Raw genomic sequence first — 15,647 nt, 5'->3', positions numbered from 1 at the left:
CTCTGTTGTCCGAATCGACCCAATTAGAGCGGCGTTTTCCCGAGGGAACCTACGGAAATGGCTCTGCAAATGGGAAAATCCGGACTAGAGACCGCTCCTCCCTCCGCTCCTGACACGCAGTCCGAAAAAGTCGGACTAGAGCGTTACTGCCTTTTTCATAGTTGGCGCTTGGGTTGGGGGACTCTGAGAGAGGCACCTGCTCCTCTCCTCAGACAAATAACGCTCCCGCATATTCCCGCATACCGCTATTTCGCTGTTCCGGCGCTGTTTCAGTCAAATTAGCGTTACGCCATGGCGATATTAGAGGGCCGGAACAGCCTTTCCGGGGAGAGCAGGGGCAAATACTCAAATACAGTATCCCGTAGTGTATTTCCCGGCGGCTCCCCCATTTCCGCAAGGTAGCGTTATGGCGTAACGTTATCGTTCAGGTTCACCCTACCGCGCTTAGCAAGCGTACCCCCTTACGCTTAGTACAGTAACGGATGTAAACTTTCTTATAGGTCAAAAAAAACAGCCCCGCCAGGGACTGCTCTCCACTCAACAAGCTTCTACACGCTCATCTCGTTAAACTTCCGCTCCAGCCGCTCGCTGAACACTTCCTCCTGCTCGAGGCCGGCCCAGTACAGCGCCACCTCGCGCACGAACGTCTGCCACTGCGCCTGCGACAAGCCGAGCTCGCTGCCCAGTCGGAACGTCGGCACAATCTCGCGGTACAGGTTATAGCGCGACGGCCGGTACAAGCTCTCCTTGCCCACCCAGTCCGCCGCCGGCTTCAATGCGGGAATGCTGAGCGTCTTCTGACGGATGATCATCTGCGCGGCGGGCGACGTCAGAAACTCCACCAGCTTGTAAGCCTCGTCCTTGTGCGCCGACTGCTTGTTCACCGCCAACGCGAGCGCGATCAGCAGCGTGACGGATTTGCCGTCGCGGCTCGGCAGCGGAGCCAGCTCGTAATGGATTTTGCTCTTGCGAAGGTGATTCAAGCTCAAATAGGTCGTGATGATCATCGACACTTTGCCTTGTGCGAACAGCTCCTCGGAGCTGAACTCCCAACTGCCGCCCGGAATGAACGGGGCGATGCGCTGCGACAGAATGTCCAGGTAGAATCGGAACGAATCCATCATACCCGAGCCGTTCAGCCGATACTTGCCTTCGGCGTTGCGCTCGAACTTGGAGCCGCCCTGCATCAGGATCAAGCTGATCCGGTTGCGGTGGGTGGCGTTGAAATTAAAGCCGATCCTCTCATTCGGCACCGTCAGCTTGTCGCTCATCTCGAACAGCTCTTCCCATGTCCAGCCACTATCGGGCTCAAGCAGCCCGGCTTGGGCGAAATGATCGCGGTTGTAACAGACGACGTTCGGCGAGTATACGAAAGGCTGCAAGTACAGCGTCTCTTGATCGGTAAACGCTCTGCTCAGAAACGGATTGATCTGCGGGTTGACCCCCATCGGCGACAGCAAATGGAGGCTTCCGTTCTCCCTGAAATGGCGGAATTCCGTATCGCTCAGGGTGATGACGTCGAACATGCCGTACTCCATATATTGCTGCAGCGTCTCAGGGCTGTTGTTCGGCAGCGCAACGTCCTGCACCACAATGTTGGGATGCGCCTTGTGGAAAAGAGCGAGCAGCTCCTTGAGCTCGGTCTCGTGCAGCGTGGAGCCGTGATAGCCCAGCTTGATCGTCACGACGCCTTCCTTGCTGCGCCCGGTCACGATGTTGCCGACGCGCGGCAGCTTCTCGATCAGCTTCTCGGCGACCAGAATGTCCAGCACCTTGCGCACCGTTTTGTTGCTGATGCCGTAATCTTCGGCGATCGCCTTCTCCGAGGGCAAGTAGTCGCCGACCTTCAATTGCCCGGACAATATGTCGTCTCTCAAACGATCCAGCAGCTCACCCTGCCGGGAACGGAATGTCTTGCGGCTGCCGCTCATGCTACATCTCCCCGAATATGGCTCTACAAAAACAATCTTCTATCTATCATATCGATACCTTTGGAGGAATGTCAATTTTGCTCTTCAAGCTTTCACCTCCAAGACCTAAGGTCTTCAACCGTCACGCCGTCGTGTGCAATTGTTGCAGATCGACTTCCCCCTGCAGCGGCTTGCCCGCCGCATACAGCTCCAATTCAGTCACCACATAGTCGCCCATCCGCTGCAGCCCATTGTTCGTCGCCCCCGCAATATGAGGAACCAGGGTAACGTTGGGCAGTGTGCGAAAAGGATGGTTCGGCTCAGGCGGCTCCGGCTCGGTCACATCGAGACAAGCCCACAGGCGGCCTTTCGCCAGCTCAGCAGCCAGTGCCGGCTCGTCGATCAGGCTGCCGCGCGCCGTATTGATCAGGATCGCGTCGTCCTTCATCAGGCCGAGAGTCGAGGCATTGAACATGCCGTTCGTCTCCGGCAGCGAAGGCGCGTGGATCGAGACGACATCAGCCTCGCGCAGCAGCTGCTCCAGCCCGACCTTGCGTCCTCCCAGCGCGGCGATCTCCGCCTCTCCGACGAACGGATCGTACACGAGCAGTCGCACGTCGAACGGCTGCAGCAGCTTGGCGTACTGCGCGCCGCAGGCTCCGATGCCGACGATGCCGACCGTCACGCCGTACAGCTCTCGCACCTTGCCGCGATTTTCTTCCCAGCGTCCGCTCCTCGTGTCGGCGGACAGCTGCCAGATGTTCTTGAGCGACACGATCGTTAGCCCGAGCGTCGTCTCCGCCACTCCTCGCGCCAATGCGTCATTCGCGCTGCAGATGCGGATCTCGCGGCCAAGCAGCCCAGGCGTGACGAGCGGCTTGACGGAGCCCGCCGCATGGGCGATCAGCTTCAGGCGCGGCGCCCGCTGCAGGATCGCCTCGTCGAACGCCGGGCTGCCCCATGCCGTGATCGCGACCTCCGCGCCGGTATCGCCCAGCAGCTCGGCCACTTCCGCCGGCCGGGGGTAGTCGGCGTAAGGGAACAGCTTCACATTGCCAATCTTACGCAATCGCTCCAGATGCTCCGGCCGGAAGATGCGCGCCACCAATTCATTAGCCGCTGCAAATGCTATGTTCATAACCGGCCTCCACTTTCAAATTCGGCCAGCCCTGTGAGAGGGGCTGGCCGCTACTTTTTCATCGCTTATTTCCAAACGATCTTTTTCCCTTGCGCCTTGCTCACCAACTCGGCATACCAGTCCATGATCGTCTTCAAGCCATAGTTGTCGATCAGCTCCTGACGGTATTGCGGGAACTTGGACGAATCCTTGTCCTCGAACAGCAGCTTCGTCTGAATGACGGTCGTCTGCATCGAGAGCTTCGGCAAATCCATCCCTTCCTTCACGCTGAGCGCCGTCCCTATGCTCGGAAGCGTCTTGTACGAGCGCAGCTTGGCGAGAATGGAGCGGTCGCGGTCGGTTTCCTTCGGATCGATCACATCGAAGCCGAGAATCGTCGGCTCGTTCGGCACGATCGGCAAGTACAGCGCCAGGAAGTTGCCTTTGTCGATAATATCTTTCTTATAAGCGTCCGGCAGCAGCTCGATCTTGTTGCCCGTGCGTTTGTAGTGCACGCCCTCCTTGCCATAGTGCGACAGCAGGAACCCTTCTTCGCCGGACAGCCAGTTCAAAATTTCCATCGAGCGCTCCACCTGCGCGTCCGAAGACTTGTTACTGACGAGGAACGGATTGAAGTTGCCCGGATTTTGACCGACACCCATCGGGGAATCGCCAAACGGATTAAACGGCACCCACTCTGCGGTCTGAACGCCTGTTGTTTCCTTGGTTTTCTTCTGGAAGCTGTTCGTCGCGTTGTCGAAGGCCACGTCCTTGCCCCAACCATAGACGATGCCGATTTTGCCTTGAGCCGCCTTATCCAGCGCTTGCGACCCTTTGTTCAGGAACCAGTCGGGGTCGACCACCTTCAGATCGAGCAGCTTGCGCAAATCGTCGATTGCGGCCGGATATCTCGGATCCGTGCGCCCTACGTGGAACACGTCGTCCTCCACCCAGAAGTCGGCGTATATTTTGTTTTTGATGAAAACCGGGAACTCGGTCGGAATGCTTGTGCCGTTGCCGTTGGTGGAGAAGCCGAACGTGTCGTTTTTACCGTTGCCGTCCGGATCGTTGAACGTGAACGCTTTCATCACATCGACCATCTCGTCGTAAGTCGTCGGCATCTTCAGCTTCAGCTTGTCGAGCCAGTCCTTACGGAGATAATACGACCACAGAATCTCGCGGCCAAATGGGAACGGAGCGCGCATGAACTTGTCTTGCACTTGGTAAGCGGCCAGCTCTTTCTCCGTCACCCATTTGAAGAAATTCGGCACCTTCTGCGGCGTCAGGAAATTCGTCAGATCCTTCGTGAAATTTTCCTTGATAAGGTCGTTCGAAGCCCGGCCGTCGTAGTAAAACAGGTCCATCTGCTCTCGTGCCGCGACCTTCTGGTTGATGATGTTGTTGTAGTCGGCGCCGTTCAGCAGGACCAGGTTGAAGGTGACGTTGAATTTCTCCTCGATCGCCTTCCTGACGAAATCCGAGCCGTCGCTCGGCAGGTTCGCCGTGGTGTCGCGCTGCGGGATGATCCAGTTCAGCGTCAGCTTCTCGCGCGCCGGCTTCGCGCTTGCTCCCGGCGATGCGGCCGGAGACGGGGACGACGAAGCCGCCGGCTCCTCGGACTTGCCGCACGCGCTGAGCGCAACGGCCAGCGTAAGCGCCGTAAGCGGCAGGGTGCGGAATGCAGCTTTCCTCAGCTTGTTTTCTTTGATCATGTTTCATTTGCCTCCCTTTTCCAATCACATAGGATAACAAAAATGAGACAAGTACACCTGAAGGGACTCAGCGATATGAAGAACGGAAGTCTTATGTATATGGAACTATCCGTTCAACCTGCCCAACCGCCCCGAGTTAATCGGGATGTAAACCACGTTTCATTCCTTTTAACTGGTTCCCTTGTGGTTCCTATCTACAACCTTATCCTAGCCGATTCCTTGAGGAGTGTCAACTAAGATTTTAGCCATCGATCAAAAAAATGGTAAGCGGTTAATCGTATCGCAGGCGGAAAATCGTGCCCCCCTGCTCCCATCAAGGCAAAATACCGGTCGTCGACGCCCAGCCATTTGTATAGCTTGGCCACATCCAGGTGGGTTTCCGCCACAGCCTGCCAATGAGGGAAGATGTGATCGGCTTGAGCGCCGTACAGCATCAGCGGCGTCGGCGCGCACAAAGCAATTACCTCGTTGAAGTCAAAAGGCACCCGATCTTGAGCCAGCTCTTCGTTGATTCTCGGCAAATGCGTATAGGGGAACGGCCTCACACCCCAATGCTCCGGCTCGTCCGTACGCGCGAACGGGCAAACGCCGCAGCTGGCAACCACTGCTTTGATCCGGCTGTCGAACGGGGCCAGGAAATAAGCGTTGTACGCGCCGAAGGAATGGCCGATCGCCCCGATCCGGTCCGCATCTACATACCCCAAGCTGCAGAGCGCCTCTACGCCTTGAATATGGTCGATGATGTTCTTGCCGACGGTCGACCAGTCTGGGAATTGCTCGTAGAATGGCGTGCTGTCGTACGCCCTCCGCCCCGGGTAAATCCGGTCGCCGGCAGTCAGCAAATCAGGCGCCAGCACCACATATCCGCGGCGTACGAGCTCCAGGCCGTACATCCGGTTTTCGCGTCCTTCATGGGTGGCCACGTTGTCCTTGCCGCTCTCGTGGGTAGGATGCATCGCCAGCACAGCCGGCCATTTCCCGACATCCTCCCGTTCTTGCAGCTCGTTCGGCAGCAGCAAATAAGCCGTAATCCGATCGCCATAGACGGTCGAGTAGCTGATTCGCAAACGGCGATGATCGTCGAAACGAGTTTCTTCCGCCACATCCACCTGTGCCGACACTTTCTCGGGCACCCCGCCGATCCACCTTGTCCACGTCTCCCGAATCCGCTCGCGCTTTGCCTCCCAGGCTTCACGGCTCATCCCTTCCTCCAGCACCGGGGGTACGCCATTCCGATATAGCTCCGCAAAGGAATATGACATGTGATCCTCTCCTCCATTTTTCTATCAGATCGTATATCCTTCTTTTTTAGTTTACATCTGGTTCCGTTTTACTGACAAGTTCTTTTCGCAAAAAGGAACCAGAACGGGAATTATTGCTTCGGTGTATGGAAATCGAAGGCGCAATGCAAACTAAAGGCAAATGGCAGGACATCGCAAGATATCCCATCTGGTGGAGGCCACTCGCGCATGAGATACAAGACCACGCTCATTCTCACGTTGTTCGGCATCGCCCTCTGCTTGTTCAATTATTCGGGCATTGATCCCGACAACATCTTCCTGTTCATGTTCAGCGTGCCGGTGTGGATCATCGAGATTTTCTCGGACATCCACTACTACAGCGTTTACACCATCTACTTGTTGACGATCGCCAGTTATGCGATCTTCGGGTTGATCGGCGACCGCTTCCGCCGACACAACAAAGCCCGGGCTTAGTGCCCGGGCTTTTGTTTGCGAAAAATAGACGGTCAAGTCCCTTTCTCCCTGCATAAATTACAGAAACACGGTCCTACGAAGGGATGTGATCGGAATCGAAGGCCCTATGCAACACAACGGCAGGATCACGATGGCCAACCTGGGCCACCGGGGCCGTTTCGGCAACCAAGTGTTCCAGTACGCCTTCCTGCGCATCTACGCAGACCGTCACGGCCTGAGGCTCCAGACGCCGCGCTGGATCGGGCAATACTTGTTCGGCCACAGCGAGCCTCGCATTACGGAGAAGCCGCCCACAACCGTCACGCAGGTCGACCTGAAGAATGCCTTCTCCAGCCAGGAGCCGCCGCATGTCGACGCCGACTTCAACAGCCAGTTCATGAGCAACATGAAGAACTATGAGCCCTACAAAGCGAAGTTCGTCTCGCTGTTCCAGCCGGTGCCGCCGATCTCGACCATTGTGGAGGCGGGCATGGAAAAGCTGCGCAAGCAGGGGAAGACGGTCATTGCCCTTCACCTGCGCCGAGGCGATTTCCTGAATGCCCGATTCGCCAAACATCCGCGCAACTTCCCGATTCCGAACGCCTGGTACCTGAACTGGCTGGCCGAGCTATGGCCCAGGATCAACAAGCCGGTGCTCTACATCGCCAGCGACGATCTGAAAGCGGTGTTGCCGGATTTCGTCGCCTATCGGCCCGTTACCGCGGCAGATGTGTTCCCCGAGTTCCCTTCGGAGCCGAAGTTCGTCCGGATCGACCCGTCGATCTATCCCGACTTCTACGTCATGACCCAAAGCGATGCGCTGGCTATCTCCAACAGCTCCTTCTCCTTCGCCGCCAGCCTGCTCAACGAGCGCTGCTGGAAGTTCATGCGGCCGCATAAGAGCGGCAAGCTGGTACCGTACAAACCATGGAAGAGCGACGTCCGGCTGAACCTTCGATAACTAAATTCCAGGCCAATCGAGCCTCCTAATAGTAGTCCTTCTCATTATGAAGCAGCGGCGGGCTGTTCCACGGATCATAGGGCACCAATCTCCCGAGCTCCATATGGGGACGGACGCATTCGACGCCCATCGGGTTCAGCAAACTCGCCGCGAACGAGAAGGTGCTGTTCGAGATCGCCAGCTTGTCGCAGAGCGACAGGAGATGGAAGTCGGGATAGAACGGCGCCGCCTTGAACGCCGGCATCAGGTCCAGCTCCCAGACGGTGACCGGATTATAACGGCGAAAGTCGCCGATCACTTCCTTCAGATCGTCGCTCGCCACGAACAAAACCGGACGGTTTAGCCGATCCCAGAACGTGTCCAGCCAATCCCGGTACCACTGGGTCGGCGCCATGAACAGATGCTCCTTGCCCGGCCGATTCGCATAGCGGGCATAGTCGCCGCGGCGCAGATGGATCCCTACGACCACATCGCCTCGGGATCGCAGCTCGGCCCATCCGGCCCTCAGCGTCCCCCGGATTTCCGGCACAGGCCGGAACAAAGCCCGGAAATAATGTCGGTATGGCGAATAACGCGAGGTGTGGAACTGGAAGTATCCGTCGAAATTGACGTTCACGTACCGAGGAACGGGCTCGCGGAACAGCTCGGCCAGATTGCGCTGCTCCGTCTCGTACACGGTCGGCAGCAGCACCGATATCGGCGGATCCCGGTGGCCGAACAGCTCCTGGCCGATCCAGGGCGGCGTCTCGAGACGCAACCTGTGAATGGCGGCATATACTTTCACGAAAGCGTATTGAAACAACTGATTGGCGAACCGTCCTTTCCAGCCCGTACCGGCAATCGTCACGACCCGGCGGTTCTGATCGGCCGGCACGATTTCCGGCTCTGCCGTTTGGTCCAGCGGACTCGTCTGCATTGCTTCAGACTCGTTCATCATCACGGATACCCGACACCACCCGACATTATAGACTCAAGGAACGGTGACACGATACAATGAGCGAATTGACGATCGTAGTTGCGGCCTTCAACCGAAGGCACTCGTTGGAGCGCTGTCTGCGCGCCCTGCTGCATGCGGCCTACCCCGGCAAGGTGAGACTGGTCATCAGCATCGACCACTGCGAGACGAACGGTCCGGTGCGAGAGCTGGCCCATCAATTCGTCTGGCCGTTCGGCCGCAAGCGGGTAATCGCTCACGAAGAACGACTCGGGCTGCGCAACCATATTATGAAATGCGGCAATTTGGCGCTCCGATACGGACGCATCCTTTTGCTGGAGGACGATCTCTTCGTTTCCCCCGACTATTACAACTATGCGCTTCAGGCCGTCCAATATTACGAGCATGACAAGCGTATCGCCGGCATTTCGCTCTATGCCCCCCGCTTCAACGAAAGCGCCAAATTGCCGTTCGAGCCGCTGCAGGGACGCTACGACGTCTATTTCGGCCAACTGCCGACCTCCTGGGGGCAAATATGGACGGCTTCGCAATGGGCGGCCTACAAGGCATGGTACGACAACGCCGACAACCTGCTGCACAAGCAGTGGGATAAGGAGGCGTTGCCCCGCTGCGTGGCGAGATGGCCGGAGTCGTCGTGGAAAAAGTATTACGCCAAGTACATGATCGACGAGAACAAGGTTTTCGTTTACCCTTACGTCTCGCACAGCACGAATTTCGGGGACGTCGGCACGCATTTCAGAAACCGGGCTCATCACTTCCAAGTCCCGCTCTCGAATGCCGACAAGAAACAATACGTCTTCGACCCGTACGACAGAGCGAGCGTTGTGTACGACGCCAGCTTCGAGAATATCGGGCTGGGCCGCCTGTTCGAACGGCAAATGCGCAGCCAGCTCACGATCGATTTGTACGGGACGAAACAAGCGAGCCGCTACAGCCGCTATGTGCTGACAACGAAGCCGCTCGACTACCGCATCCTGGGGAAGTTCGATTTAACGATGAAGCCGCTTGAGGAAAACATTCGCCACTCTATACCCGGCAACAGCATTTTCCTGTACGATACGACCGTCCCTCGGCCATTCGCCGCGGACAGCGAACCGATTTTGCTGGAGCAATATTTTTCCTGGGAAAAAATAAAGACGAGGAGCCAATAAGATGCCCGGACCGGATCGAACATTCTTGACCGTAGCGGAAGTGCTGAAGTCGATTCAGCGTGCGCTCGACCGTCGGCAGCCGTTCTCGCTCGTGCGTGTGGGGGACGGAGAAAACATCGTGCTCGCGCAAGATAGCGTCATGTCGCTGGAGGAAGTGCTGGCCACAAAATGGGCGATCGGAGCGAACAAAGGGGAAAAGGGGGTGACCTTGCCGAACCTGAAGCTGCGGGACGAGATGGTGGAATGCCTGAACAAGGCGAACATCGTCGGCATCCCGTTCTGGGACAACGATCCGATTATCGCCGATCCTTCCTTGAAGCGCGCCCTGACGGAGAAAACGTTCGAGGCGCTCCATGTGCGGCCCAAGCAAGTGTGCCATACGTTCGTCAATCGCGTTTTCGCGCAGAAACCGGAGTTTTGGTCCATGCTGGAGGGGAAAAGAGTCGCACTCATCAGCGGCTGGGCGGATCAGGTGAGCGAGATTTTATCGGGACCGCCTTACAACCTGCAGATTGCGTTCACGATCAATTTCAAGCATTATCGGAAGATGGAGCGGGCGCTCGTCAAGATGGAGCGGAAGAAGGACCAGTTCGATATCGCGTTGCTGTCATGCGGCGTCAATGCGGTAGTGCTCGCCCCGCTCATCGCGGAGCAGACCGGCAAGGTGGCGCTGGATTTCGGGAAGTCGCTGATGTTCATTGTCAAGAAAAAGGCGGGGCTGGAGCATTCATCGCATCAGGCGACGAAAGATATGCTGCCTTAAGATCGCGGAGCCGCCGGGGGGAATACCTCCATCAAGGCGCCGGCGATCTCCTTCGCCATGCGGACGACTTGATGCAGCGACGTGTTCTGGAGAATCCAATATTTTTTCGGCCCGTCGACATTGACGATCGCCGCAATGGAGTAATGCCCGACCGCAGGCAGTCGTTTGCCTACCGATTTGCCGGGTTCGAGCGGTTGATTGGCCACCTGGAAATAGCCTACGGATACCGGTTTGCCGAGGCAGGCGTCGATCGCGATTACTATCCTGTCTTGAGGAAGCTCCGCCAGTCGCGCCTCCATGTTGCTGCCGTCGCACGGTCTGCTCAGCGTGCCGACGATAGGAGCATATCCGGCTTCCTCCAGAAAGGTGCCTAAGAGCGGACCCAACGAGTCGCCTGTCGAACGGTCCGTCCCGATACATAAGAAGGCGAGGCTATCCAGCGGGACGCCTTCGTCGCGAATCGAGCGGAAAAAGCCGGACAGCTGCTCGCCGGTCAGCTTGTGGCGGTATGGGGGCTGTGTCGATGATGGGGACCGCATGGCGCGTCTCCTCTCTTCCGGTCATCTGTCTGTATTGGAAGCATCGGGGTATCCTTGGTACAATGGAGAGGAAAACATCCCTCCCGTAGGTTGTCGGGGGCTGGGAGGATCCTATGTCCATTATTGAGGCCGCTGCCGCCATTACGCTGTTATACTGGACGTTCATGCTCGTGCAGATGGGCGTCGGCCTGCGGCTGCTCCCTCCTCTGCCGAAGCGCGCCGAAGCCGGCTCCGGTGCGAGAGGCAAGGAGAAGACGCCGCTCGTCTCCGTCATTCTCGCCGCCAAGGAAGAGGAGAAGACGATCCGCGAGACGGTGCAGCATCTGCTGCAACAAGATTATGCGCGCTTCGAGATCATCGCCGTCAACGACCGCTCGAGCGACGCGACGGGCCGCAAGCTCGAAGAGCTGCGCCGTTGGTCGGAAGGCCGGCCGGAGAGCCGGGTGCCGTTGACGGTCATCCATATCACAACGCTGCCGGACGGCTGGCTCGGCAAGAACCATGCATTATACCAGGGCTACAAGCAGGCCAAGGGCAAATATTTGCTGTTCACGGACGCCGACGTCCGATTCCAGCCGACGACCATTCGCGACGCAGTCGCCTATGCGGAGCGGCAGGAGGCCGACCACGTCACGATGAGTCCGTATATGAAATCGCAATCGTTCTGGCTGCGCGCATTTGTACACTATTTTCTGTTCTCGCTCTGCCTGTTCATCCGGCCATGGCGGGCCAATCTCGACCATCAGCATCGGCATGGGATGGGCATCGGGGCGTTCAACCTGATTAGCCGGCAGACGTATGAGGGCATCGGGACGCATCAGACCTTCGCCTTGCGCCCGGACGACGACCTCCAGCTCGGCTACCGGGTGAAGAAACATGGCTACCGACAGCGATTCGTCACCGGCAACGACCACCTCGAGGTGGAGTGGTATCCGAATTTGCAGAGCGCCGTACAGGGGCTGGAGAAAAACCTGTTCTCCGGCTTCCGCTACCGGTTCTCGTATGCGCTCGCCGGCATGCTAGGCCAACTGCTGTTTTTCTTCTTCCCGTTCATCGCCTTGTGGATCGTCCCCGGCTGGCCGCGGCTCGCTTACATCCTGAGCGCCGCCATCGCGGTAGGCTTGTACTTGCTGTGTGTGCGGCGGCTGACGCGAGATTCCGGCCGGGAAGCGATCGTGTTCCCGCTCACCGTCTGTCTGCTCGTCTATGTGCTGGGCCGGTCGGTGTTCCTCACGCTCCGCCGGGGAGGCATTTATTGGCGGGGCACGTTTTATTCGCTCCGGGAGCTGAAGAAGCGGAAGCCGTGAACGAACGAGCGGCCCTATTCGGCGGGACAAAAAGGAGGCGCAAGCCTCCTTTTTGGTGTCCGATGAAGTTTGTGTGTCTCGCGTTGCGGGTTCATGGCTCGAGTTTCGTGTTTCGAGTTCCGGGTTCCGGCGCTAAACGGGCTCCTTCAGCTGCTTCAGCTCTGCGCACAGCGCTTCGATCTCGCTGATGCTGAACGCTTTCTTGCTCATGATCAGATCATAGATGTCTCGAATGTCTTCGTACCGCTCGATACCGAAATGCTCCGGCTTGATCGAGGCGGCGGTTACCACCTTGAGCTTCGTCTTAATCTGCTCGACCATATAGGCGATGTTCGTCTCGCTTGGCTGAATCAAATCCATGAGGGATCTCCTTTCGCCGATTTCTCTCATTGTAACACGCAGGTGGGTGAGCGCCTAGCCCGCAGTCGGAACCGTGGACAGCCGGCGCTCGGCCCCTCATGAGGAATATATTCCTGGGCGGCTGCAAACAGTATAGGGGCGAGCGATTCGTTCTGTATTTTTACAATTCCTATGAAAGGAGCCACTACACGATGGAAAACAAAACGCATGCCGGCAACTATAAAGGCACCGCGCATATGAAGGCGGAGAACCAGGATATGGCGTTCGTGAACGACGTCATCGAGAAGGAAGAATCGGAGCGGACGATCCGGGGAACGGAGCAGGATCACGAGCAGGAAGAGTAATACAAAATGAGATCGTACGTATCGCCTGGCTCGGCATCCAAATTGCCACTCCTTTTTGATAGAGCTATTCTAACAACCCCAGTTCCCGCGCCTTCAACACGGCATCCATGGAATTGTTTACATCCAGCTTGCCGTAGGCGGCGGCGGCATGTGATTTGACCGTATGGATCGTTAGCCCGGTAAGATCCATAATTTCTTTATATTTATAGCCCTTTGCAAGCAGGTAAAGAATATGCTTTTGCTGCTTGGACAGCTTGACAGCTTGCGGGCTCAGCGGAACGGCAAGTCCCTTTTTTCGTTTGGATTGCTCATAGGCGGCAAAGGTGACCTCGTGGATATATTTGGACGTCAATTCACCTGTATAGCCTTCTCGCTCAACCTTGAGGGATATTTTACGGAGAATAGGCAGGATAGCGGCGCCTTCCTCTGCAAATATCCTCACATAGCCGTATTTCTGGGCGGCGGACAGCGCAAGCTCCAGCGTATTCTGAGCTTCCTTCCGTTTGCCCATCGTCCACTCCAGGATCGCCTGTAAAATACTTGCTTCTGCGATATCAAGCGGTCTGCGAAAGTCCTCGCCCAGCTTTTTCAGTTGAACAAGATAGTGCAGGGTCTCTTCTATTTTGCCAAGCACCATATAGGCTCTGGCTGTAGTGAAATGTTGGGAGGCTTTATACAGCTCCAAATCTCCGGCGGGTGTTACAAAATAATGTTCAAACCATTCAGAGACAGCGCTCTTGTCGCCGTCAGACAGGCGCAGCTTGGTTTCATACGCCTTGAAATTGGGCAGCAGGAAGAGGAATCCTTGTTCTGTAATAATCTTTTCATTCCGAGCGAGACTCGCTTCCACCTCATCTGTTCGCCCAAGAGCGGACAGAATGGCGATCCGGGTCAACTGTACACTGAAGCACAGTTCAGGCATTGCTTGGTGCGGCAGGAGCGCGATTGCCTGTTCACAGCAAGCATTCGCTTCTTTCAGCATATTTTTCTCATAATATAGCATGGCACGCAGCAATAGCGATATGCGATTGTCGTCCGTGCCATTCAGGACGGCAAGTACCGGCTCCGCCATAAGTACATTTTGATCAATGCTTGGCAGGAAATCGGAGTAATCCCGGTGGCTGCGTTGGATAAAGGGGACTGCTTTCATCAGGCTGGTCGCCTTGGCACCGCACTGAGCAGCATCTGCGATGGTTTCGGGGGTTAAAAGCTCCGATATACTGAAAATCGGACGGCGAAAATCAATGGCCGCCATGAAAAGAGCGTATCTGACGAATGGCTTATACTGCTCCATGATTTCCGGCAGCTTGGCGTACAGCTTATCCAGACAGGCGCAAAACCGCTGTGCGTCCCCAAGCAAATAATAATACCAGCTCTGACTGATCAATAAATAGGGCTTTTGGCTCGCAAGGCTTTCAGGGATGCTGTTTCCCAGTTGGGAAAGATCCTGCATGGAGATACTGTCAGATGTTGCTCCGCTAAGGGTGCTGTATTCGTACATTTCCAGCATATCTACGGTGAGGGCCTCAAAGTCCTGTGCTTTTACCGCAAAACGGATGCTGCTGTAATACTCCCCCCGTTCCCTGTAGTAGGCGGCGGTGGACTTGTAAAGGTCCTCCTTGTCCAAGTCGGCGTCCTCTTCCAGCATTCCTCTCAGAAATTCTAAAAAGACATGGTAATAGCGGTAATGCTGCTCATCGTTGCGGCTGACAAAGGAGTTGGCTGCACAGAGCCTGTCCAGGTAAGCCTCGCTGTCCTCCCGGCCGGTCAGACGGTTAGCAAGCTCCGCGGTCATTTCCTCCACCGTGCAGGTCTTCAGCATGAATTGCTGCAAATCCCGGTCGCATTGATCCCAAATCTGATGTCGAATATACCGCTCCAAGACTTTATCAATCTTCCCCCCAGGCTCCGTCTGTCCGCTTGTTGCGACCACATGTACACCGATAGCCCAACCGCCAGTGACGGCTTTGACCGCAATAGCTTCCTCCGGCGTAATAAAATGGCCGTAGGCTTTGAAATATCTCTGTATTTCAGAATCGGAGAAAATCAACTCCTCGGAGGTGATGCGGGCAGCCTTCCCCTCGTTGATAGAAGGTTCCATGTAACCGGTATGCTCCTCGCGAGTCAGAAGCAGTGTGATAATAGACATGGGCAGCCGCTTCAGGATAAAGGGCAGCGATTTCTGGATTTCCTCATTAGTGATCAGGTGTAAGCCGTCAAGCACCAGTGCGTAAGCTTCAGTGTCAAGCTCAAGGCACGACAAAAAGTGGATCGTATTCTCCACAGGCAAGGCTGCGAAGGCCGGATTTTTGAGCAGCTCCGCCAAAGCTCTGCTGTCTGGGAATGCAGAAAGAAGCCCGGTACAAAGCAATTTATAGAAAACAGCCGGGGAGTTATCATATTCATCCAGCCCAATCCAAATCCCTTTCCGCCCCGAAGTCCCAATCCAAAGCTGAGTGGATACGGTTTTGCCAAAACCGGCGGGGGCGGATACAAGAACGGTTCTCTTTTGAGCATATTGATCGAAGGTATTCAAGAGCGCATACCTTGGTATGCAAATGGAAGGCAGTTCTTCCGGCATGATTTTTTCGTTTAACAAATGACTGTTCATTAAAATCCTCTTTTTCTCCAATATATCATAGTTTATTCTGAATTGAGCATAAAAACATTATCTGTGTATGAGAGTTTTCCGGTGATTCTATGTATCTTAAAAATATCCCAGTTAAAAAACATCATACTTATTTTTGCAGGATAACCGAATTCCCTTCAAAATGCATGAAAAAAATACTCAAAACGTCATACAAGGCTAATTGATATTTTTACCGGGGATATCT

14 protein-coding genes are annotated in these 15,647 nt (G+C 55.9%); 6 read left to right on the top strand and 8 right to left on the bottom strand.

Features of this window, described 5'->3' with window-relative positions; genetic code table 11:
* Positions 1 to 548 precede the first annotated feature (548 nt).
* From PKO02S_RS06260 to PKO02S_RS06245, 4 genes are all read right to left on the bottom strand, one after another.
* Entirely contained in the window at positions 549 to 1,931 is a 1,383-nt protein-coding gene (locus PKO02S_RS06260) for an extracellular solute-binding protein (RefSeq protein WP_127580245.1), read from the bottom strand.
* Positions 1,932 to 2,052: 121 nt separating this feature from the next.
* Positions 2,053 to 3,048 (bottom strand): hydroxyacid dehydrogenase, encoded by a 996-nt coding sequence (locus PKO02S_RS06255; RefSeq protein WP_127580244.1) that lies wholly within the window; start codon positions 3,046 to 3,048, stop codon positions 2,053 to 2,055.
* 65 nt (positions 3,049 to 3,113) lie between these two features.
* Complete coding sequence (locus PKO02S_RS06250) at positions 3,114 to 4,739, bottom strand: extracellular solute-binding protein (protein WP_127580243.1); 1,626 nt, start codon at positions 4,737 to 4,739, stop codon at positions 3,114 to 3,116.
* Between the two features lie 233 nt (positions 4,740 to 4,972).
* A complete protein-coding gene (locus PKO02S_RS06245; protein WP_127580242.1) occupies positions 4,973 to 6,001 on the bottom strand; it encodes an alpha/beta hydrolase family protein in 1,029 nt (342 codons plus the stop codon).
* 207 nt (positions 6,002 to 6,208) lie between these two features.
* Between PKO02S_RS06245 and PKO02S_RS06240 the strand changes: the two genes are divergently transcribed.
* Entirely contained in the window at positions 6,209 to 6,454 is a 246-nt protein-coding gene (locus PKO02S_RS06240) for a hypothetical protein (protein WP_127580241.1), read from the top strand.
* 106 nt (positions 6,455 to 6,560) lie between these two features.
* Complete coding sequence (locus PKO02S_RS06235) at positions 6,561 to 7,394, top strand: O-fucosyltransferase family protein (RefSeq protein WP_127580240.1); 834 nt, start codon at positions 6,561 to 6,563, stop codon at positions 7,392 to 7,394.
* Positions 7,395 to 7,419: 25 nt separating this feature from the next.
* On the opposite strand, the gene PKO02S_RS06230 is transcribed toward PKO02S_RS06235, so the two are convergent.
* Positions 7,420 to 8,310, bottom strand: a complete 891-nt coding sequence (locus tag PKO02S_RS06230) for an alpha-1,2-fucosyltransferase (protein ID WP_164821321.1) — start codon at positions 8,308 to 8,310, stop codon at positions 7,420 to 7,422.
* 77 nt (positions 8,311 to 8,387) lie between these two features.
* On the opposite strand from PKO02S_RS06230, the gene PKO02S_RS06225 reads away from it, so the two are divergent.
* A complete protein-coding gene (locus PKO02S_RS06225; protein WP_127580238.1) occupies positions 8,388 to 9,500 on the top strand; it encodes a glycosyltransferase family 2 protein in 1,113 nt (370 codons plus the stop codon).
* A 1-nt stretch (position 9,501) separates the two neighbouring features.
* A complete protein-coding gene (locus PKO02S_RS06220) occupies positions 9,502 to 10,263 on the top strand; it encodes a GT-D fold domain-containing glycosyltransferase (protein ID WP_174819882.1) in 762 nt (253 codons plus the stop codon).
* Here the strand turns inward: PKO02S_RS06220 and yyaC are convergent.
* A complete protein-coding gene (gene yyaC, locus PKO02S_RS06215) occupies positions 10,260 to 10,802 on the bottom strand; it encodes a spore protease YyaC (protein ID WP_127580237.1) in 543 nt (180 codons plus the stop codon). The two genes, PKO02S_RS06220 and yyaC, sit on opposite strands and share 4 nt — an antisense overlap.
* Before the next feature lie 113 nt (positions 10,803 to 10,915).
* Here yyaC and PKO02S_RS06210 point away from each other — a divergent pair, with 113 nt between their 5' ends.
* Complete coding sequence (locus tag PKO02S_RS06210; RefSeq protein ID WP_127580236.1) at positions 10,916 to 12,109, top strand: glycosyltransferase family 2 protein; 1,194 nt, start codon at positions 10,916 to 10,918, stop codon at positions 12,107 to 12,109.
* 132 nt (positions 12,110 to 12,241) lie between these two features.
* On the opposite strand, the gene PKO02S_RS06205 is transcribed toward PKO02S_RS06210, so the two are convergent.
* Entirely contained in the window at positions 12,242 to 12,469 is a 228-nt protein-coding gene (locus tag PKO02S_RS06205) for a DUF1128 domain-containing protein (RefSeq protein WP_127580235.1), read from the bottom strand.
* 191 nt (positions 12,470 to 12,660) lie between these two features.
* On the opposite strand from PKO02S_RS06205, the gene PKO02S_RS32255 reads away from it, so the two are divergent.
* Positions 12,661 to 12,813, top strand: coding sequence for a hypothetical protein (locus tag PKO02S_RS32255; RefSeq protein ID WP_164821320.1), 153 nt, complete (start codon positions 12,661 to 12,663; stop codon positions 12,811 to 12,813).
* 64 nt (positions 12,814 to 12,877) lie between these two features.
* Here PKO02S_RS32255 and PKO02S_RS06200 read toward each other — a convergent pair whose 3' ends face one another.
* A complete protein-coding gene (locus tag PKO02S_RS06200) occupies positions 12,878 to 15,424 on the bottom strand; it encodes a winged helix-turn-helix domain-containing protein (RefSeq protein ID WP_127580234.1) in 2,547 nt (848 codons plus the stop codon).
* Positions 15,425 to 15,647 lie beyond the last annotated feature (223 nt).

Origin of the sequence: Paenibacillus koleovorans NBRC 103111, from assembly GCF_004000845.1 — a bacterium.
Taxonomy (GTDB): Bacteria; Bacillota; Bacilli; order Paenibacillales; family NBRC-103111; genus Paenibacillus_AA; species Paenibacillus_AA koleovorans.
Note: the sequence above shows the minus strand (reverse complement) of the source record. Positions and strands in the feature narration are given on the sequence as shown.